The 17,752-nt window shown below is 69.5% G+C and carries 16 protein-coding genes and 1 tRNA gene; 9 read left to right on the top strand and 8 right to left on the bottom strand.

Going from position 1 to position 17,752, the window contains the following annotated elements; translation table 11 throughout:
- Positions 1-17: 17 nt before the first annotated feature.
- Positions 18-518, bottom strand: a complete 501-nt coding sequence (ectA, locus tag HUO13_RS36395; RefSeq protein ID WP_211899353.1) for a diaminobutyrate acetyltransferase — start codon at positions 516-518, stop codon at positions 18-20.
- Positions 519-997: 479 nt separating this feature from the next.
- On the opposite strand from ectA, the gene HUO13_RS36390 reads away from it, so the two are divergent.
- On the top strand, positions 998-2,044 hold the full coding sequence (locus HUO13_RS36390) for a GlxA family transcriptional regulator (protein ID WP_211899352.1): 1,047 nt from the start codon (positions 998-1,000) through the stop codon (positions 2,042-2,044).
- 195 nt (positions 2,045-2,239) lie between these two features.
- Here the strand turns inward: HUO13_RS36390 and HUO13_RS36385 are convergent, their stop codons facing one another.
- On the bottom strand, positions 2,240-3,550 hold the full coding sequence (locus HUO13_RS36385) for an MFS transporter (protein WP_211899351.1): 1,311 nt from the start codon (positions 3,548-3,550) through the stop codon (positions 2,240-2,242).
- 172 nt (positions 3,551-3,722) lie between these two features.
- Here HUO13_RS36385 and HUO13_RS36380 point away from each other — a divergent pair, with 172 nt between their 5' ends.
- Entirely contained in the window at positions 3,723-4,127 is a 405-nt protein-coding gene (locus HUO13_RS36380) for a GtrA family protein (RefSeq protein WP_249124329.1), read from the top strand.
- A gap of 208 nt (positions 4,128-4,335) precedes the next feature.
- Positions 4,336-5,154 (top strand): bifunctional allantoicase/(S)-ureidoglycine aminohydrolase, encoded by an 819-nt coding sequence (locus HUO13_RS36375; protein ID WP_211899350.1) that lies wholly within the window; start codon positions 4,336-4,338, stop codon positions 5,152-5,154.
- A gap of 44 nt (positions 5,155-5,198) precedes the next feature.
- Here HUO13_RS36375 and HUO13_RS36370 read toward each other — a convergent pair whose 3' ends face one another.
- The 4 genes from HUO13_RS36370 to HUO13_RS36360 are packed head-to-tail and all read right to left on the bottom strand — an operon-like array spanning position 5,199 to position 6,859.
- The gene (locus HUO13_RS36370; protein WP_249124328.1) at positions 5,199-5,459 is read right to left on the bottom strand and encodes a hypothetical protein; all 261 of its coding nucleotides are present in this window, start codon (positions 5,457-5,459) and stop codon (positions 5,199-5,201) included.
- Positions 5,456-6,148: a MerR family transcriptional regulator gene (locus tag HUO13_RS36365; protein ID WP_282976987.1), complete on the bottom strand. Its 693-nt coding sequence runs from the start codon at positions 6,146-6,148 to the stop codon at positions 5,456-5,458. The genes HUO13_RS36370 and HUO13_RS36365 overlap by 4 nt, the downstream gene beginning before the upstream one ends.
- Positions 6,149-6,159: 11 nt before the next feature.
- On the bottom strand, positions 6,160-6,261 hold the full coding sequence (locus HUO13_RS38230) for a MerR family DNA-binding transcriptional regulator (protein WP_282975534.1): 102 nt from the start codon (positions 6,259-6,261) through the stop codon (positions 6,160-6,162).
- A gap of 58 nt (positions 6,262-6,319) precedes the next feature.
- On the bottom strand, positions 6,320-6,859 hold the full coding sequence (locus tag HUO13_RS36360; RefSeq protein WP_211899349.1) for a DinB family protein: 540 nt from the start codon (positions 6,857-6,859) through the stop codon (positions 6,320-6,322).
- Between the two features lie 268 nt (positions 6,860-7,127).
- On the opposite strand from HUO13_RS36360, the gene HUO13_RS36355 reads away from it, so the two are divergent.
- Positions 7,128-7,838, top strand: a complete 711-nt coding sequence (locus tag HUO13_RS36355) for a DUF4232 domain-containing protein (RefSeq protein WP_211899348.1) — start codon at positions 7,128-7,130, stop codon at positions 7,836-7,838.
- Between the two features lie 406 nt (positions 7,839-8,244).
- On the opposite strand, the gene HUO13_RS36350 is transcribed toward HUO13_RS36355, so the two are convergent.
- Positions 8,245-8,315, bottom strand: a tRNA-Gly gene (locus HUO13_RS36350).
- Between the two features lie 78 nt (positions 8,316-8,393).
- Between HUO13_RS36350 and dcd the strand changes: the two genes are divergently transcribed.
- The 5 genes from dcd (at position 8,394) to HUO13_RS36325 (ending at position 15,320) form a co-directional block, all read left to right on the top strand.
- Positions 8,394-8,975, top strand: coding sequence for a dCTP deaminase (dcd, locus tag HUO13_RS36345; protein ID WP_211899347.1), 582 nt, complete (start codon positions 8,394-8,396; stop codon positions 8,973-8,975).
- 357 nt (positions 8,976-9,332) lie between these two features.
- Positions 9,333-10,742, top strand: coding sequence for a sugar porter family MFS transporter (locus HUO13_RS36340; RefSeq protein WP_211899346.1), 1,410 nt, complete (start codon positions 9,333-9,335; stop codon positions 10,740-10,742).
- 741 nt (positions 10,743-11,483) lie between these two features.
- Positions 11,484-13,910: a DEAD/DEAH box helicase gene (locus HUO13_RS36335; protein WP_211903396.1), complete on the top strand. Its 2,427-nt coding sequence runs from the start codon at positions 11,484-11,486 to the stop codon at positions 13,908-13,910.
- On the top strand, positions 13,907-14,611 hold the full coding sequence (locus HUO13_RS36330) for an SWIM zinc finger family protein (RefSeq protein ID WP_249124327.1): 705 nt from the start codon (positions 13,907-13,909) through the stop codon (positions 14,609-14,611). The genes HUO13_RS36335 and HUO13_RS36330 overlap by 4 nt, the downstream gene beginning before the upstream one ends.
- A 484-nt stretch (positions 14,612-15,095) precedes the next feature.
- Positions 15,096-15,320, top strand: a complete 225-nt coding sequence (locus HUO13_RS36325; protein ID WP_211899345.1) for a hypothetical protein — start codon at positions 15,096-15,098, stop codon at positions 15,318-15,320.
- A gap of 174 nt (positions 15,321-15,494) precedes the next feature.
- Here the strand turns inward: HUO13_RS36325 and HUO13_RS36320 are convergent, their stop codons facing one another.
- Positions 15,495-17,717: a (Fe-S)-binding protein gene (locus tag HUO13_RS36320; protein ID WP_211899344.1), complete on the bottom strand. Its 2,223-nt coding sequence runs from the start codon at positions 17,715-17,717 to the stop codon at positions 15,495-15,497.
- Positions 17,718-17,752: the final 35 nt, after the last annotated feature.

Here is a 17,752-nt window from a genome sequence, read left to right as displayed (position 1 = left end):
CGCGGTTTTCGCGCCCCTCAGGACGCGATCGGACCGATCCGGTAGAGCACCTCGTCGTGGTGTTCGCCGGGGAAGTAGTCGCTCGGGAACAGCACGCCGGTTTCGACCTCGGCGGCGTGGGCCTTCGCGAACTTCTTCAGGACCCAGATGATCGGCTTGTTGTTGGCCGAAACCGTGGCCTCCACGTATTTCGCGCCATCGGCGATCTGCTGCGCGGCGGCGTGCTCGAAGATGTCGACGCCGAGGTTGGGAATGCCGTGCCGCGGCCGGACGGCCTCCTGCCAGACCACGTAGGTCTCGGGCTCGTCCGGGCGCCGGTAGCCGGTCAGGAAGCCCACGATCTCGTCCCGCACGGTCGCGACCAGCGACTCGTGGGCGAAGTCGCGGAACCACATCGTGTAGTAGTAGGGGCTGTTGGTGTCGAGTTGGCGGTCGTTGCTGACCATTTCCCAGACCGCCTGGCCATCCTTCGGCTCGGGGGTGCGGAAAACAACCTCTTCGCGAAGGTCGGCGCTCATCGGATCAACCTCCTGTCTCGGGCGTTCCGGATCGATAGCCGGAAACCGTACCGTGCCCCGCACGCATTCGCTGGTTTCGTTCTGGTTCGTCCGGGTGACGATTGATTTACGTTGTCCGGGTGGGCGATTTCCGGGTGGTTCGGACGGTCGCGTCCGATTCGGGCGAATCGGCGATTGTCCCGTCCGCGCCGGGCGGGAGTTCCGCCTCCGCCTGAATTCCCGGTCGCCTTCCCATGCCCGAAATCATGCCCCCGGAAGATCGGCCTGACGAGATATCTCGCGGTCAGGAACGAAAAACTTCGAGCCAACTTCGCGCCCCGGGCTCGCGCGTCGGGTTCGGCGACCGCGGCGCCACCCGGACTTTCGTGGTGCCAAAGGCCGCGCCGGCTGACCCGTTCAGAGTGCGCGGCGGCGGACCGAACGGAGCGAGCTCCGCTCATGGCCCGCCGAGAACGGCGCAGGACTGCAAGAATCGGGCCATGGTGACGAAGAATCGAGCCAGGGTGTCGGAGGGGGCGTCCCGGCACCGGGTCGCGGTGCTCGTCCGGGACGGGCTGCTGCCGATGGAGCTGGGCCTGGTCCACCAGCTCTTCGGGCAGGCCGCCGACGCCGACGGCGAAGCCCTGTACGAACTCGTGACCTGCGCGCTGGTGCCGGGGCCGGTGCGCACCGACGCCGACTTCCCGATCATGGTCGAGCACGGCCCGGAAGCACTGGCCGACGCCGACACCGTGCTCATCCCCGCCTCGCACGAGTTCGACGCCACCGAGACCGAGGGCAGGCTGCCCGAGCCGCTGGCCGACGCGCTGGCCAGGATCCGGCCGGGGACCCGGATCGCCTCGATCTGCACCGGCGCGTTCGTGCTCGCCGCCGCGGGCATGCTCGACGGCCGCCGCGCGACGACGCACTGGAAGTCCGCCGACGACTTCCGCAAGCTCTACCCCGCGGTTCGGCTGGACCCCAACGTCCTCTACACCGACGAGGGCGACGTGCTGACCTCGGCGGGCGAAGCCGCCGGAATCGACCTGTGCCTGCACATGATCCGCTCCGACCACGGCGCGGCCATCGCCAACGACGTGGCGCGCTCGACGGTCGTCCCGCCGCACCGCGACGGCGGCCAGGCCCAGTTCATCAAGACGCCCGTGCCCGAGCCGGAGACCTCGTCGACGGGCAGCGCCCGCGCCTGGGCGCTCAAGAACATCCACCTCCAGCTCAACCTCAGCGACCTGGCCAGCAAGGAGTCGATGAGCACCCGCACCTTCACCCGCCGGTTCCGGGAGGAGGTCGGCATCTCGCCCGGCCAGTGGCTGATCCAGCAGCGCATCGAGCGCGCCCGGCAGCTGCTGGAGGACACCGACATTCCGGTCGAGCAGGTCGCCGAGAACGCGGGCTTCGGCACCACGGCCTCTCTGCGCCAGCACTTCCAGTCGGCGCTGGGGGTGTCGCCGAGCGCCTACCGCAACACCTTCCGCGGAACCCCGGTCGTCGAGGGCGGCGAACCGGAGCTGCAGGGCGCCGGCGCATGAGAACGCGGTGATGGCCGAAGCCACCACCGCGTTCGCCGGATGCCGGGACTAGTGCGTCGCCGGGCGGTCCAGGTTGCCCCGCCACCACGTGACGAGCAGGGTGCCGTCCAGCGCGAGGGCCAGTCCGGCCACGGTCGCCAGCAGCAAGATGGCCAGTGCGTCCACGAGGAATCCCTCCTTGGTACCGAATCCGGTTCAGTCGACGCCGACCGCCGACCTGCGCTCGGTCTCGAGCGCGTTCCCGTCTCCGCTGCGACCGCGGATCAACGGGGAGAGCAGTGCCGCCAGCACGCAGAGCCCGCCCGCGGCGACCCAGACCAGGTCGTAGGAGCCGAACAGGTCGCGGGTCACGCCGCCGAGGAACGCCATGAGCCCGGCGCCGAGCTGGTGCGAGGCGTTGACCCAGCCGAAGACGATGGCGCCGTCCTCGCCGTAGAAGCGGTGCGCCAGCGCGATCGTCGGGGGCACGGTGGCCACGTCGAGCACGCCGAAGACGACGACGAAAACCACCAGCGACGGCCGTACCGTCGCGGCGAACAGCAGCGGCAGGCACATCAGCGCCACGGCGCGCAGTGCGAAGTAGCCGGCCAGCAGCCACCGCGCGTCGAGGCGGTCGGTGAGCCAGCCCGAGCCGACCGTGCCCACCACGTTGAAGATGCCGACCATCGCCAGCAGCGACGACGCGATCGTGACCGGCATGCCGTGGTGGTGCGCGGCGGGCACGAAGTGGCTCCACATGATGCCGTTGGTCGACGCGCCGCAGATCGCGAACGTGCCCGCCAGCAGCCAGAACGGCCCGGTCCGCGCCGAGGTCAGCAGCACCCGCACGGTCCGCCGCGCCGCACCGGGCACCGGCGCGGGCTTGCTCTCGAACTCGGTCGCGCCGTAGGCCTTCACGCCGACGTCGGCCGGGTGGTCGCGCAGCAGCAGCCACACCACCGGCACGACGCAGACGGCGGTCAGCGCGACCGTCACCAGCGAGGCCCGCCACTGGTAGGTGTCGGCGATCCAGGACAGCACGGGCAGGAACACGAACTGCCCGAACACGCTCGCGGCCGTCAGGATCCCGGTGACCAGGCCGCGGCGCGCCACGAACCAGCGGCCCGCGACGGTCGCGGCGAAGGCCATCGCCATCGACCCGGTGCCGAGCCCGACGAGCAGGCCCCAGTACAGCGTGAGCTGCCACGCCGCGGTCATGACGGTGGTCAGCACCGCGCCGAGCGCGACCAGCGAGAGCGCCCCGGCGACCACCGAGCGGATGCCGAAGCGGTCCATCAGCGCCGCCGCGAACGGCGCGGTCAGGCCGTAGAGCACCATGTTGACCGACACGGCGACGCTGATGGAGCCGTGCGACCAGCCGTACTCGTGGTGCAGAGGAGTGACCAGCAGCCCCGACATCGTGGTGAAGGCGCCCGCGGCGATGATCGCCAGCCCGGCGGCGGTGATCACCCACCACGCGCGGTGAACGCGGGGTTTCTCGATGGGAGACCGGATGCTCTGTGTCATGTCCCCGAGCGTGCGCGCCCGGCCCGCCGCCCACGAGTGTCCCGGCGGACAACATGCGAAAGAATCGGGACAAGGCTGCGCTGCCGGCCACCCGGAGGCGTGAGTTGGTAGCGTCCGATGCCGGGTCGGGGGACCTGCGAAGGGCTGGGGACTTGTCTTGGTGTCGAACTCGGTGTCGAACGCTGCCGCCGCTCCCCGGGGATTCCTGACCCAGGCGTTCCGCTTCGGCCTGGTCGGCGTCGTCGGGGCCGTGGTCGACTACGGCAGCCTGCTGGTCATGGTCGGCCTCGGCCTGTGGGACTCTCCGGCGCGGGCGCTCAGCTTCGCCGCGGGCAGCACCACCGCCTACCTGCTCAACCGGCGCTGGACCTTCACGTCGAAGCGCAACGCCCGCGAGGCCGCCGCGGTCGCGGTCGTCTACGCCATGACCTTCGCCCTGATCGTCGGCGCGTACGCCGCGGCCGACCGCCTCCTGCCGGCCTCGCCGTGGCACCTCACCCTCGCCTGGGCCGTCTCCCAGGGCATCGGCACGACGTTCAACTTCCTGGCCCAGCGCACGCTCGTCTTCCGCCGCTGACCCGGGTGCCCCGGTGCTCCGGAGGCTCCCCCAAATCGATTCAGCGCCGATCAGGCGCTCGCGGTGTGACGTATACGTAGGGGTCTGAGAGCTATCCGAGGCCGCGCTCGGGCCTTACTCTGAGGACGTCCGAGAACGCTCCAGCGCGGCGCAAACCCGGCAGCACTGCACGGCAGCGTGTGAACGTCGATCAAGACAGGAGTTCAACTTGAGCGAGCCGACGTACTACGCCCCCGAGGGCGGCCTTCCGTCGCAGACCACGCTGCTGACCGACCGGGCCATCGTCAAGGAGGCGTACACCGTCATCCCGCGCGGAGTGCTCCGCGACATCGTCACGAGCAACCTGCCGGGGTGGAACGGCACGCGCGCATGGATCCTCGCCAGGCCCATCGCCGGGTTCGCCACCACGTTCGCGCAGTACATCGTCGAGGTGTCGCCGGGCGGCGGCAGCACCGAGCCGGAACCGGAGAGCGGCGTCGAGTCCGTCCTGTTCCTGCTCACCGGCAACCTCGACGTGGTGATCGAAGGCGACAAGCACGCCCTCACCCCGGGCGGCTACGCCTACCTGCCCGCCGGCGCGAACTGGTCGGTGGCCAACGAGTCGGGTGAGAACGCCACGTTCCAGTGGGTCCGCAAGGCCTACGAGCCGCTGGAGGGCTACACGCCGAAGGCGTTCGCGGTGCAGGAGCAGGACGTCGAGCCGACCCCCATGCCCGACACCAACGGCGCGTGGGCGACCACGAGGTTCGTCGACCCGGGCGACCTGGCCCACGACATGCACGTCAACATCGTCACCTTCGAGCCGGGCGCGGTGATCCCCTTCGCCGAGACCCACGTGATGGAGCACGGCATCTACGTCCTGGAGGGCAAGGCCGTCTACCGGCTCAACGACGACTGGGTCGAGGTCGAGGCCGGTGACTTCATGTGGCTGCGCGCCTTCTGCCCCCAGGCCTGCTACGCGGGCGGTCCCGGCAAGTTCCGCTACCTGCTCTACAAGGACGTCAACCGCCAGATCAAGCTGACCTGACGCACCGCGCCGCTCGGCGGTCCCCAGCCGCCGAGCGGCGCACCTCACGCCCTCGCCGCTTCAGCGCGGATCTTGGTCACGGCGTTTCTGCCGTCGTCGCAACGGAATCGCATCCTCTTCGCCATGCCGCTCGTGCCGTCCGGTTTCGTCACGGACACGGCTCTCTCCAACTCGACGACGACATCGGTCCAGCCGCCCACCGCGATTTGCGGCTCCGGAACGTCTTCGTCCGCGAACTGGATCGCCGCCCCGCTGTGCCGTTCGCGCTCGGCGCGCACGGCCAGCCGCCGCGCGACCCCGTTCACGACTTCGCCACCCGCTCGGCGAGCAGCCGGATGACCTGCTTCAACACCTCGGCCTGCGCCGGGGCGACCGACCCCAGCAAGGCGGCGCTGAACGAGTCGCCCATGTCGAGGTCCCGAAGCCCCTCCGCCTCGAGCGCCGACACGACCTCCGCCGGAACGCTCTCGACGATGGCCTCGGCCAACGCTTCCACGCGCGGATCGTCCACCGCCGCATTCGCCAATTCGTCCAGTCGAAGGTGCAGCTCATGCCCGCGGACCGCATCTTCCGGCGTCACCGGGAGCATCGCCGCCAGCAGCCGATCGCCACCGCCGGTCGAGTCCATCAATGCCAGCAGCTCACGCTCGCGCTCGGCCATATCCGATGCCGGCAGGCCCCCGACGGCCGAGTCGCGTTCGCCCAGAAACCGCCGCATGTCTTCGGAAACCGCATCGTCGGCTTCGAGTTCTCCCCGTCCGGCGCTCTCGATGAGCACGGCGAGACGCCTGCGGCGCTCCCGAATCCGCTGCTCCTGCACCGCAAGGTCTTCATCCAAGGCGAGCAGGATCTCGTGCAGCTCACGCCCCTGATCGTCGGCCAGCACGTCCCCGACCTCGTCGAGGCTCAACCCCAGCTCCGTGAGCCGCCTGATCCGCGCCAGCACGATCGCATCCCGCAGCCCGTACACCCGGTATCCGTTGGCCCGACGCACGGGCTCCGGCATCAGCCGCCGCCGGTGGTAGTGCCGAACCGTCCGCGTCGGTGGTAGTGCCGAACCGTCCGCGTCGACACCCCGACCAGCTCGGCGAGCTCACCAATCCGCATGCACCGAGTAAAAACCTCGACGTTGCGACAAGGCCAACGTTTCGTCGGCATCGACGCGTCAGCTCCGACCGGACTCTCCGCCCGCCGCCCGCACGAGACGCAACTGCCCGATCTCGGCGACGTTCTTCATCAGCTCCGCGTTCACCCAGGCGACCATGTGCCCCACGGACTTCTCCGGATCGTCCTGCCACGGGAAAGGCGCCGGCGCGTCGAGATCCGCGTCCGTCAACCGTCCCAGCACGTCCAGCCACTCGTCACGCAGGCCCCGCAACCACTCGACGGTCGCTTTCCCGTTCCCCGGCCAGGCGATCTCCGTCCTGTCCCGCGGCACGCGTCCCCGCGCGTGGTCGATGGTCACCGACCACCACCAGCCGATGTGCCAGGTGACCCACCCGATCGTCGGCACCGGCATCGGATCCGGCTCCGACTCGGCCCAGTCCGGCACCCACACGCCGTCGGCCCCCGGGCGCACCGTCCAGACGACCGGAGCCGGCTCCCACAGGAAGTCCTCTTCCTCCAAGGCATCCAGGTGCAGCTCGAACAACGACCAGTTCATCTCGAACTGCCACCGCAACAATCCACCACGCGAAACGGACATACGGCGATCGTGCCACCGCCTCGTCCACCGCCGCACCTGATTTGGCACGCCCGCGATGACAACGAAAACCCAAGCGCCATCGGTATTTCAGGACCCCGCCACCATGCCTGCCCGCAAAATCCCGGCTCCATATCGCCAGCTGTTTCCGCGCGTTTGGGGACGCACGGGAACCTCCCGGGTTGCTTCTGTATCGCGGACCCCACACCGGCGCATCCCCGCGTGCCGATGCGCGTCTTCAGGGATGACGAACCGATGAGGAGGAACTGAGATGATGAAGCACTTCCGCCGTACCGCCCTGGCTCTCGCCGTCACCGGTGCTGCCGCTGGAGCCGCCGTGCTCGGCACTGGTGCCGCGCTGGCGAACCCGAGCGACAAGCCGTGCTCCAGCGAGGACGTCCGGGTGCAGGTGACGAAGGACCCCTCGCACGCGGCAGGCCACGAGGCTTTCCTGATCACCTACACCGCCGCGAGCCCGACCACGAACTGCTCGCTGGAGGGCACGCCCACCGCGATGTCCTTCAACACCGGTGACGCTCCGATCAGCGGTGTCACGGTCGTGCCAGACGCGTCGCAGGCACCGCCGGTGAACCTCACCGCCGCGCACCCGGCAGAGTCGCGCATCATCCAGGAGATCGCCGCCGCACCGAACCCCTCGCAGCCCACCTCGGTGTCGTTCGCCCTCCCGACCCTGGCAGCGGGACAGCCCACCGAGGTCGCCGCCTTCTTGCCGGCCGGCGAACCGCTCAAGGGCACCGAGGTCACGGTCACGCCCGTCAGCCCGGGCCACCTGCCGACCCAGGTGCCCGTGGGCAGCCCGGGCGACGACAACAACAACGGGCAGTTGGACTCCAGTGAGACTCCGGACAACCCGGACCAGCTGCCGACGCAGGTGCCTCCGTTCAGCCCGGGCGACGCCAACGGCAATGGCCAGCTCGACTCCAGCGAAACCCCCGACAACCCGGACCAGCCGGCGGCCTGATTCGAGTCAACGAGGGCCCAGGCGGAGCAGATCAACGCTCCGGCCTGGGCCTTCCGCACCTGCGGAACGGCGGCCAGGCAATCACCGGCGTTTCCGTACACCGCAAGGGGCACGAAGGCTAACGCGGTGCTGTAGCGGAGAACCGTCACGACGCGCAGAGAAATCTGCGCAACGCCGACACTGCCGGAACTCGTCCTGCCGACCACCCGGGATCAATGGTGCGGAGGGAAACCCTCAGGAACACCGGGAAAGACACCCTCAGGAACCCGATGTGAGCGCTGGAACTGCAACGGCACTTGTGGTGGACAGCAGCGTCGTCGGCACGTTGTTGAGCGCCCGGAATGATCTAGAAACGCCGAGGCCCAGGCGAGCGGTGTAGCGCTCTGACCTGGGTCTTTGTGTGTTGAGCGGATGACGGGAATCGAACCCGCGTTCTCAGCTTGGGAAGCTGATGTTCTACCATTGAACTACATCCGCAGTGCCGTTACCGGCGCGTCACAGCCTAGCATGATGGCCGTCGAAGATCCGCAACTGGCTGCCCGATACGCTTGCCGCGTGTTGCTGAGTGACCGGGACCTGCGCAAAGAGCTCGAAGACGGCCGCCTCGAACTCGATCCGTTCGACGCCGCGATGATCCAGCCGTCGAGCATCGACGTGCGGCTGGACCGCTACTTCCGGGTGTTCGACAACACCAAGTACACCCACATCGACCCCTCGCAGCAGCAGGACGAGCTGACGTCCCTGCGCGAGGTGCCCGACGACGAGCCGTTCGTGCTGCACCCAGGTGAGTTCGTCCTCGGCTCGACGTTCGAGCTCGTCAGCCTGCCCGACGACCTCGCCGGCCGCCTGGAGGGCAAGTCGTCGCTGGGCCGGCTCGGGCTGCTGACGCACTCCACCGCGGGCTTCATCGACCCGGGCTTCACCGGCCACATCACGCTGGAGCTCTCCAACGTCGCCAACCTGCCGATCACGCTGTGGCCCGGCATGAAGATCGGGCAGCTCTGCCTGTTCCGGCTCTCCAGTCCGGCCGACCACCCGTACGGCACCAAGCAGGCCGGGTCGCGGTACCAGGGCCAGCGGGGGCCGACGCCGTCGCGCGCGTACCTGAACTTCGTCCGCGCGGACACGAAGCGCTGACGCGGGTAGGGAACGAGCAGCGTTGACGCGCGCAGGCGCCAAGCGCTGACACGGTAGGCCTCGAGCGCTGGCGCGGGCTTGCGCCGCGGGTTGGCCTGGGAAGGCATCGAGTGCTGATGCCCGCCGCTGATAACAGCCAGTGTCGCGAGTCGCTGGTTGTAATCGGACGACTCCGCGCTGTTGCTGCTGGTCAGCGGCCGCAAAATAGAACATGAACGATTCAGAGGGCAAGGTGAGAAGCCTCACTCTGAATCGTGGAAGTCAAGTGCGGGTTCAGAACTTACGGTGTCGTGGCCCGGCGCACTGGAACGATCCCGCAAAGGGGCTGGATCGGCGAGCGGGCAGCGGGAGACCTCGATGTCGGTATCGCAGTCGCGAGCCCCTGGCGCTTCGACCGAACACCTGGGCCACGTGGTGATGATCGCCGGAGCGGCCGCCCTGGGCGGCTTCCTCTTCGGCTACGACACCTCCGTCATCAACGGAGGCGTCGACGCCATCCAGGCGCACTTCAACGTCGGGTCCGCGATGACCGGACTCACCGTCTCGTCGGCGCTGCTCGGCTCCGCCGTCGGGGCGGGGATCGCAGGCGGCCTGGCCGACCGGATCGGCCGGATCCGGGTCATGCAGCTCGCCGCGATCCTGTTCATCATCAGCGCCGTCGGTTCGGCGGTCCCCTTCGCGATCTGGGACCTCGCCGTGTGGCGCGTCATCGGCGGCGTGGCGATCGGTATCGCCTCCGTGATCGCACCCGCCTACATCGCCGAGGTCGCGCCCGCCGCGTACCGGGGACGGCTGGCCTCGCTCCAGCAGCTCGCGATCGTCCTGGGCATCGCCCTGTCGCAGCTGGTCAACTACGGGCTCGCCGCGGCCGCGGGCGGTAGCGCCTCCGGCATGCTCGGGCCGTTGCAGGCCTGGCAGTGGATGCTCGGCGTCGCCGCGATCCCGGCGGTGATCTACCTGGTCGTCGCCTCGGCGATCCCGGAGTCGCCGCGCTACCTGGTCGCCGCGGGCAAGCTCGACCGCGCGCGTGAGGTCCTGGCCAAGATCGAGGGTGGTGACCCCGACGCCAAGATCGCAGAGATCACCGAGGCCCTCGGTGGTGAGCACAAGCCGAAGCTGAGCGACCTGCGCGGCAAGTTCGGCGTCCTGCCGATCGTCTGGGTCGGGATGGCGATCGCCGCGCTGCAGCAGTTCGTCGGCATCAACGTGATCTTCTACTACTCGTCGTCGCTGTGGCAGTCGGTCGGTATCGACGAGAGCAGCTCGCTGCTGCTGAGCCTGTTCACCTCGATCGTGAACATCATCGGTACGTTGATCGCCATCGCCCTGGTCGACCGCATCGGCCGCAAGCCGCTGCTGGTCATCGGCTCGCTGGGTATGACGGTCTCGCTGGCCGTGACCGGCTGGGCCTTCAGCTTCGCCGAGGTCGTCGGCGAGGACGCGCACCTGCCCGCCCAGTGGGGTGTTGTCGCCCTGGTCTCCGCCTCGGCGTTCGTGCTGTTCTTCGCCGGCTCGTGGGGTGTGGTGATGTGGGTGCTGCTGGGTGAGATGTTCCCGGCCCGCATCCGCGCCGCCGCGCTGGCGCTCGGCACCGCGACGAACTGGGTGGCGAACTGGCTGGTCACGGTCAGCTTCCCGAGCCTGCGCGACTGGAACCTGCCCGCGACGTACTTCATGTACGCGGCGTTCGCGCTGATCTCGCTGGTGTTCGTGGTCCGCTACCTCAAGGAGACCAACGGCCGGTCCCTGGAGGAGATGGGCCGCTGATGCGCTGACCGCGGCAACACGGCTCCCGAGGGCGCCTCCCGACGACGTTGGGAGGCGCCCTCAGTGCTTTCCGGGGAATGGGGAATACGGACGCCGCCCTTTGCGTAGTAGGTACCGTACGGCGTACGGGTCGACTGGGAGGGGCGGTGGCCGTTGGCTTCGGCGGATCGTGCGGTGGAAGCGGCGGAGAGGCCGGAACCAGCGGAGATGCTGGAACGAGCGGCGGTAGCGGAACCAGCGGCGGCGCTGGGACGTGCGGCGGTGCCGGAACATGCGGCGGTGCCGGAACCAGCGGGAGTGTCGCAACCGGCAGAGGTGCCGCAACCGGCAGAGGTGCCGGAACCGGCGGAGAGACCGGAACCGGCGGAGACGCTGGAACGAGCGGCGGTGTTGGAAGCGGCAGAGATGCCGGAACCGGCGGACGTGTCGGAACCAGCGGCGGTAGCGGACGGGGCGGCGCTGGCGACTGCCTGGGGTTCGCGTGCGGTGGTGGCAGCGGTCCGGGCCCCGGTATCCGAACCGGCACGGACAGAGACGCAGGGGGACGGTCCGGCGGTGGCCGAGTCGGCGGGGAGTGAGCTGGCAGGGCCGTCGGCGAGTGATGGCGCAGCGGGCGAATCGCTGCAGAGCGGACAGTCGGTGCGCGAGGCGACGCAGCCCAGGGCGCAGCATCCCGTGTACGACCCCGCAGTACCCAGTCCGCTGGTGTTCGAGGCTGCCGACCCTCCCCGCCTGGGCCGGATGGCGGCGGCGGACGGCCGCGCGCTGGCGATCGGTGAAGCCGTCGAGGCGCTGCGCGTGGTCGGTGGTCCGTGGGCCGCGGCAGCAGTGCTGGCCCTGCGGCTTGTGGCGTCCGGGCAGGTCGTCCCGGGCGTCTCGTCAGGCGGCTTCGACCAGTGGACCGTCGGGCCGCTCGAACCCGACGACGTCGTGCGGGTCCAGCGGCTGGCGGCCGCTATCCCCGCCGGCGAAGAGCAGGTACGTGCGTTTCTCGACGCCGTGGCCGACTGGCTGCCGCGCACGCCGGATGGCGACGCCTTCGGTGGGATGGAACCGCGTCCGGTCTCCGGTCTTCCGATCTCCGGCGTGCGGGTGTCGCTGCGCATGGAGGTCGAGGACGACGGTGGGGCCCGCGCGGTGGTCCAGGTCCACAGCCTGGCCGATCCGGCGCTGGTGGCCGACGCCGCCGAGGTCTGGCGCGGTGCGCCCGCCTTCGGCGCGGACGCCCACGCCGAGACCGTGATCGCGTTGCGGCGGGCCGCGCAGGTGTGGGCGCCGTTGCGCCACCTCCTCGATGCCGAGGTGCCGGACGAGCTTGCACCCGATGACGACGATCTGAAGGACCTCCTGCGGAATGCCGGCAGGCTTGCGGATGCGGGTGTCCACGTGCATTGGCCGAAGCACCTCGTGCGTGACTTGACTGCGCAGGCCCACATCCGACCGGTCCGCGCAACCTCCACTGTGGACACTGACCTGTTGTGGTTCGAGTGGCGGGTGGCGCTCGGCGGCGACCCGCTCACCGCCGCTGAGATGGACGAACTGGCCCGCGCGCACCGGCCGATCGTGCGGCTGCGCGGCCGGTGGACGCTGGTCGATCCCGCGCTCGCCCGCAAGGCGTGGAAGCGCGAGCTGAAGCCGGTCACGACCGCAGCCGCGCTCGGCGCGGCATTGGCGGGGGAAACCGTGGGCGGCGAGCGCGTGCCGGTCACCGCCGAGGGTGGGCTCGCCGACCTGCGGGAACGGCTGGCCGGAAAGCCGGAGGTTTTCCCGCAGCCGGACGGACTGGCCGCGACGCTGCGCGACTACCAGCTCCAGGGGCTGAGCTGGCTGGCCCGCATCGCCGGCCTCGGACTCGGCGGCTGCCTCGCCGACGACATGGGGCTCGGCAAGACGGTCACGCTGATCGCCCTGCACCTGCATCGGCGCAGCGGGCCGACGCTGGTGGTATGCCCGGCGTCGCTGCTGGGCAACTGGGAGCGGGAGATCCGCCGCTTCGCCCCCGGCGTGCCGGTGCGGCGCTTCCACGGAGCGCGTCGTTCGCTGGACGACGCCGAGGGATTCGTGCTCACGACCTACGGGACGGTCCGCACCGACGCCGAAGCGCTGAACACCGTCCACTGGGGACTGGTCGTCGCCGACGAGGCCCAGCACGTCAAGAACCACCGCTCCAGCACAGCGAAAGCGCTGCGCACCATCCACGGCCGCGCGAGGGTCGCGCTGACCGGCACCCCGGTCGAGAACGATCTGGCCGAACTGTGGGCGATCCTGGACTGGGCGGCGCCGGGACTGCTCGGTTCGCTCGCCGGATTCCGCTCCAGGTGGGCGAAACCGATCGAGCGCGACGCCGGACGTGCACGGGGGTTGGCGGCGCTGCTGCGCCCGTTCCTGTTGCGGCGCAGCAAGTCCGACCCCGGCATCGCACCGGAGCTGCCCGCCAAGACCGAGACCGACCGGCCCGTGCCGCTCACGCGCGAACAGGCCGGGCTCTACGCGGCCGTCGTGCGCGAGACCATGGCCGAGATCGCCGAGAGCACCGACGTGGCGAGGCGCGGCCTGGTGGTGAAGCTGCTGACCTCGCTCAAGCAGATCTGCAACCACCCCGCGCACTACCTGGGCGAGGGCGCGGGAAATCTCACGGGCCGCTCCGGGAAGCTGGAACTGCTCGACGAACTGCTCGACACGATCCTCGCCGAGGGTGGTTCGGTGCTCGTCTTCACGCAGTACGTCGCGATGGCCGAGCTTCTGGAGGCCCACCTCCGCGGACGCGGGATCAGCACCAGGTTCCTGCACGGCGGGACCCCGGTGCCGCAGCGCGACGCGATGGTGCGCGACTTCCAGGAAGGCGTGGCCCCGGTCTTCCTGCTGTCGCTGAAGGCGGCCGGGACCGGGCTGAACCTGACGCGGGCCGACCACGTCGTGCATTACGACCGCTGGTGGAACCCCGCGGTGGAGGCCCAGGCGACCGACCGCGCGCACCGCATCGGCCAGACCCGGCCGGTGCAGGTCCACCGGCTGGTCGCCGAGGGCACCGTCGAGGACCGCATCGCCGAGGTGCTCCGCGCGAAGCGGTCGCTCGCCGACTCCGTCCTCGGTGACGGCGGTCCGGCGGGGCTGACCGAGCTGTCCGACGCCGAACTGGCCGAGCTCGTCGAGCTGAGGGGGGAATGATGAACGACCGCGTGCGGGGGTTTCCCGCGTTCGGGAAAGGGGCGCGCAGGCGCAGCCGCTCCGCGCGGACGTGGTGGGGCGACGCGTGGCTGCGGGCCGTGGAGGACGTCGCGCTCGACCCCGGTCAGCTCGTCCAGGGGCGCAGGTACGCGTGCGGAGGGCACGTCGGGCCGATCACCGTCAGCCCGGGCCGGATCGCCGCGTCCGTCGACGGCGACCACGACACCCACCGCACGTCGGTGTCGGTCGAGGTGCTGACCGATGCGGAGTGGTCGCGGTTGCTCGACCGCGTCGTGGCCCGCTCCGGGCACATCGCGGCGCTGCTCGACGGCGAGATGCCGCGCGAGCTGGTGGAGTCGGCCGACGACGCGGGTGTGCGGCTGCTGCCCGGCATCGGCGACCTGGAACCGGACTGCGACTGCCCCGGATTCGAGCACCCGTGCCGGCACGCGGCCGCGCTCGGCCACCAGGTGTCCTGGCTGCTGGACGCCGATCCGTTCGTGCTGTTGCTGGCGCGCGGCCGGGGCCGCGAGGAACTGCTCGCCGAACTGCGGCAGCGCCGCGCCTGCGCGGAACCGGATGCTCCGCTGCTCGAACCCGGTGAGTTGTCGCGGCTGGCCGACGGTGCGGTGGCGCGTGCGGCGCGGTTGCTGGCCGAGTGGGACGACGCGGATCAGCTCCTGGATCGCTTCGCCGGGTAGGAGCCGCGACACCCCGGGAGCCGACGTTCCAAGATCGAAAAGCATTCGGACGTGTGTCGCTCGGTCCAGTGGTGGCCGCGGAGAACGGCGCGGCGCGGCACCGGGGTGGGGGATACCGTTCGGGTAAGCGCCACCTGCGGAAACGCGCGCGATCCACAGCCTTTCCGGAGTGGAGCGCGCTCTCCGCCGCATCACCGCACCGGTGGGCGCAATGGTCCACGCGCCTCACGGTCGCGCCGGAAAGCGACACGCTTTTCGACCTGCGCCGTTGCGGCTCGAACATCATCCGGCGAGGAAACGTGAAACTACAACGGGTAGTCGCAGGCGAATTTTGAAGCCTATCGAAGGCTCGAATGCACCGGGACGGGTGGTCGTGCCCGATTGGGTCAGCGGGGCTGATCAGTTGCCCGTACTACTTGTCACCAGGCGATCTGAACAGTCGCCGGAGGAAAACCCAGAGTCAGACGAAGAGAGGTATTCACCAATGAAGGCTTCGAGCTTCCTCAAGCTGGCGGCGGCGGCCGGAATCGCTGTGGGGCTGAGCGCGTTCGCCGCTCCTTCGGCGCTGGCCGACGTCAACATCTCGGGCGGGGACCTGGCGACCGTGAAGCAGCACGGGCTGGTCAACAAGTCCGACCTTTCGGCGAACAACAAGTTCGACCTCCACCAGCACATCAAGGACAGCCTCCTCATCGAGCGCCACCACTGATCCCCCGCGCGGAGAAGGTCGGACCCCGAGTGGCACGCCCTTCTCCGCGTCCGCGCTCCGATTTCGGGTGCGGAAGAATTCGGTCCCGACGAGTTGGTTGAGCTTTTCGCTTACCGCGAATGCGAAGGAGGGGCGGACCCGGCCGGGTCCGCCCCTCCTTCTTTCGTCATCCGATCAGGCTTCGGCGCTCTCGGACTCCTTCGGAGTGTCCTCGATACCGCGTTTGACCGAGGAGAGCAGCAGCTGTGCGACGTCGACGACTTCGACGCTTTCGGCGGCGGTTTTCTCGTTCTGGCGGGCGGTCAGGCCGTCGGTGAGCATGACCCGGCAGAACGGGCAGCCGGTGGCGATCTTCGACGGCGCGGTGCCCAGTGCTTCGTCGACCCGTTCCAGGTTGATGCGCTTGCCGACCCGTTCTTCCATCCACATCCGGGCGCCGCCGGCGCCGCAGCACATCGACCGGTCGGCGTGCCGGGGCATCTCGCGGTAGGTGGCGCCGGAGGCGCCGACCAGATCCCGGGGCGGGGTGTAGACCTTGTTGTGCCGGCCCAGGTAGCACGGGTCGTGGTAGGTCACGTCCTCGGCGACCGGGGCGACCGGCACCAGCCGCTTTTCCCGCACCAGCTTGTTCAGCAACTGGGTGTGGTGCACGACCTCGTAGTCGCCGCCCAGCTCGGAGTACTCGTTGGCCAGCGAGTTGAAGCAGTGCGCACACGTCGCGACGATCTTGCGCTTGCCGGGCTCGCGGCCCTCGAACACGGAGTTGAGGACTTCGACGTTTTGCTGGGCCAGCATCTGGAAGATGAACTCGTTGCCCGCCCGCCGGGCCGGGTCGCCGGTGCAGGTCTCCTCCGGACCCAGCACGGTGTAGTTCACCCCGGCGATGTGCAGCAGCTCTGCCACGGCGCGGGTGGTCTTCTTCGCGCGGTCCTCGAACGCGCCCGCGCAGCCGACCCAGAACAGGTACTCCACATCGTCGGCGAGCTCGCCGTCGAACACCGGCACCTCGAAGTCCAGGTCCTCGGTCCAGGCCAGGCGGTCCTTGGAGTTCTGGCCCCAGGGGTTGCCCTTGTTCTCCAGGTTCTTGAACATCCCGCCCAGCTCGGTGGGGAAGTTCGACTCGATCATCACCTGGTAGCGGCGCATGTCCACGATGTGATCGACATGCTCGATGTCGACCGGGCACTGCTCCACACACGCACCACACGAGGTGCAGGCCCACAGCACCTCGGGGTCGATCACACCCAGCTCGTCCGGGCCACCCACCAGCGGCCGCTCGGCCTCGGCCAACGCGAGCGCGTCGATCTTGGCCAGTTTCTCCTCGGCGCCGTCGCCGGTGATGCCGACCTCGTCACCGGCCATGTCCTTGCTGCCGCCGGCCAGCAGGTAGGGGGCCTTGGCGTAGGCGTGGTCGCGCAGCGAGGTGATCAGCAGCTTCGGCGACAGCGGCTTGGCGGTGTTCCACGCCGGGCACTGCGACTGGCACCGGCCGCACTCGGTGCAGGTGGTGAAGTCCAGCCAGCCCTTCCACGAGAAGTCCTCGACCTTGCCCGCGCCGAACACGTCGGTGTCGGGGTCGGCCTCCTCGAAGTCCAGCGGCTTGCCGCCCGACATCATCGGCTTCAGCGCGCCCAGCGCGACGTCGCCGTCGTCCTCGCGCTTGAAGTAGATGTTGAAGAACGCCGAGAACCGGTGCCAGGCGATGCCCATGGTCATGGTCCGCGAGATCACGATCAGCCAGACCGTCGCACTCATCAGCTTGACGAAGGCGAAGACCGACACCAGGGCCGGGCTCGCCGGCAGCAGCGCGCCGACGGGGCCGGAGACGAACTCGGCCCACAGCGGCATCTCGTGCACGCCCAGCGCGGCCTTCGCCGCGCGCACGCCGAGGATGCCGATGCCCTCGATCAGCACCACGGCCTCGATGAAGTACGCCCAGGCGAAGTTCGACCCCTGGAAGCGGGAGACCCGCCCGGCCCGGCGCGGGTGGTTGCGCTGGCGGACGACGATCAGCACCAGGATGCCGACGATGGTGCCGACCCCGAGGATCTCCATGAGCAGGTGGAAGACCGCCAGGTCGTCCAGCACCGGCCAGCCCCACGTCGGCACGAAGACCTCGCCGTAGGCCTCGAAGAGCGCCAGGGAGCCGATCAAAAAGCCCCACATCACCAGCCAGTGCCAGACACCGACGTTGCGGAACTTGTTCATCCGCGTGTGCGCGGCGAACTCCTTGACCATGGTGGCCAGCCGGGCCATGACGGGACCGTTGCGGGTGCCGTCCGGTTGCCCGAGGCGGATGATCCGCACGAACCGGGCGATGGTCATGGCGAACATGCTCCAGGCGACGACGCCTAGCACGACCGAGATCGCGCCAAGCGTGAGCTGTACAGCACCCATGCTCGCGGCCTCCTGTTTCGGGGGTTGTCCGTTTG

The sequence above is a fragment of the Saccharopolyspora erythraea genome (assembly GCF_018141105.1).
Lineage (GTDB): Bacteria > Actinomycetota > Actinomycetes > Mycobacteriales > Pseudonocardiaceae > Saccharopolyspora_D > Saccharopolyspora_D erythraea_A.
The sequence above is the reverse complement of the archived record's forward strand: the minus strand, read 5'-3'. Positions and strand labels throughout refer to the sequence as shown.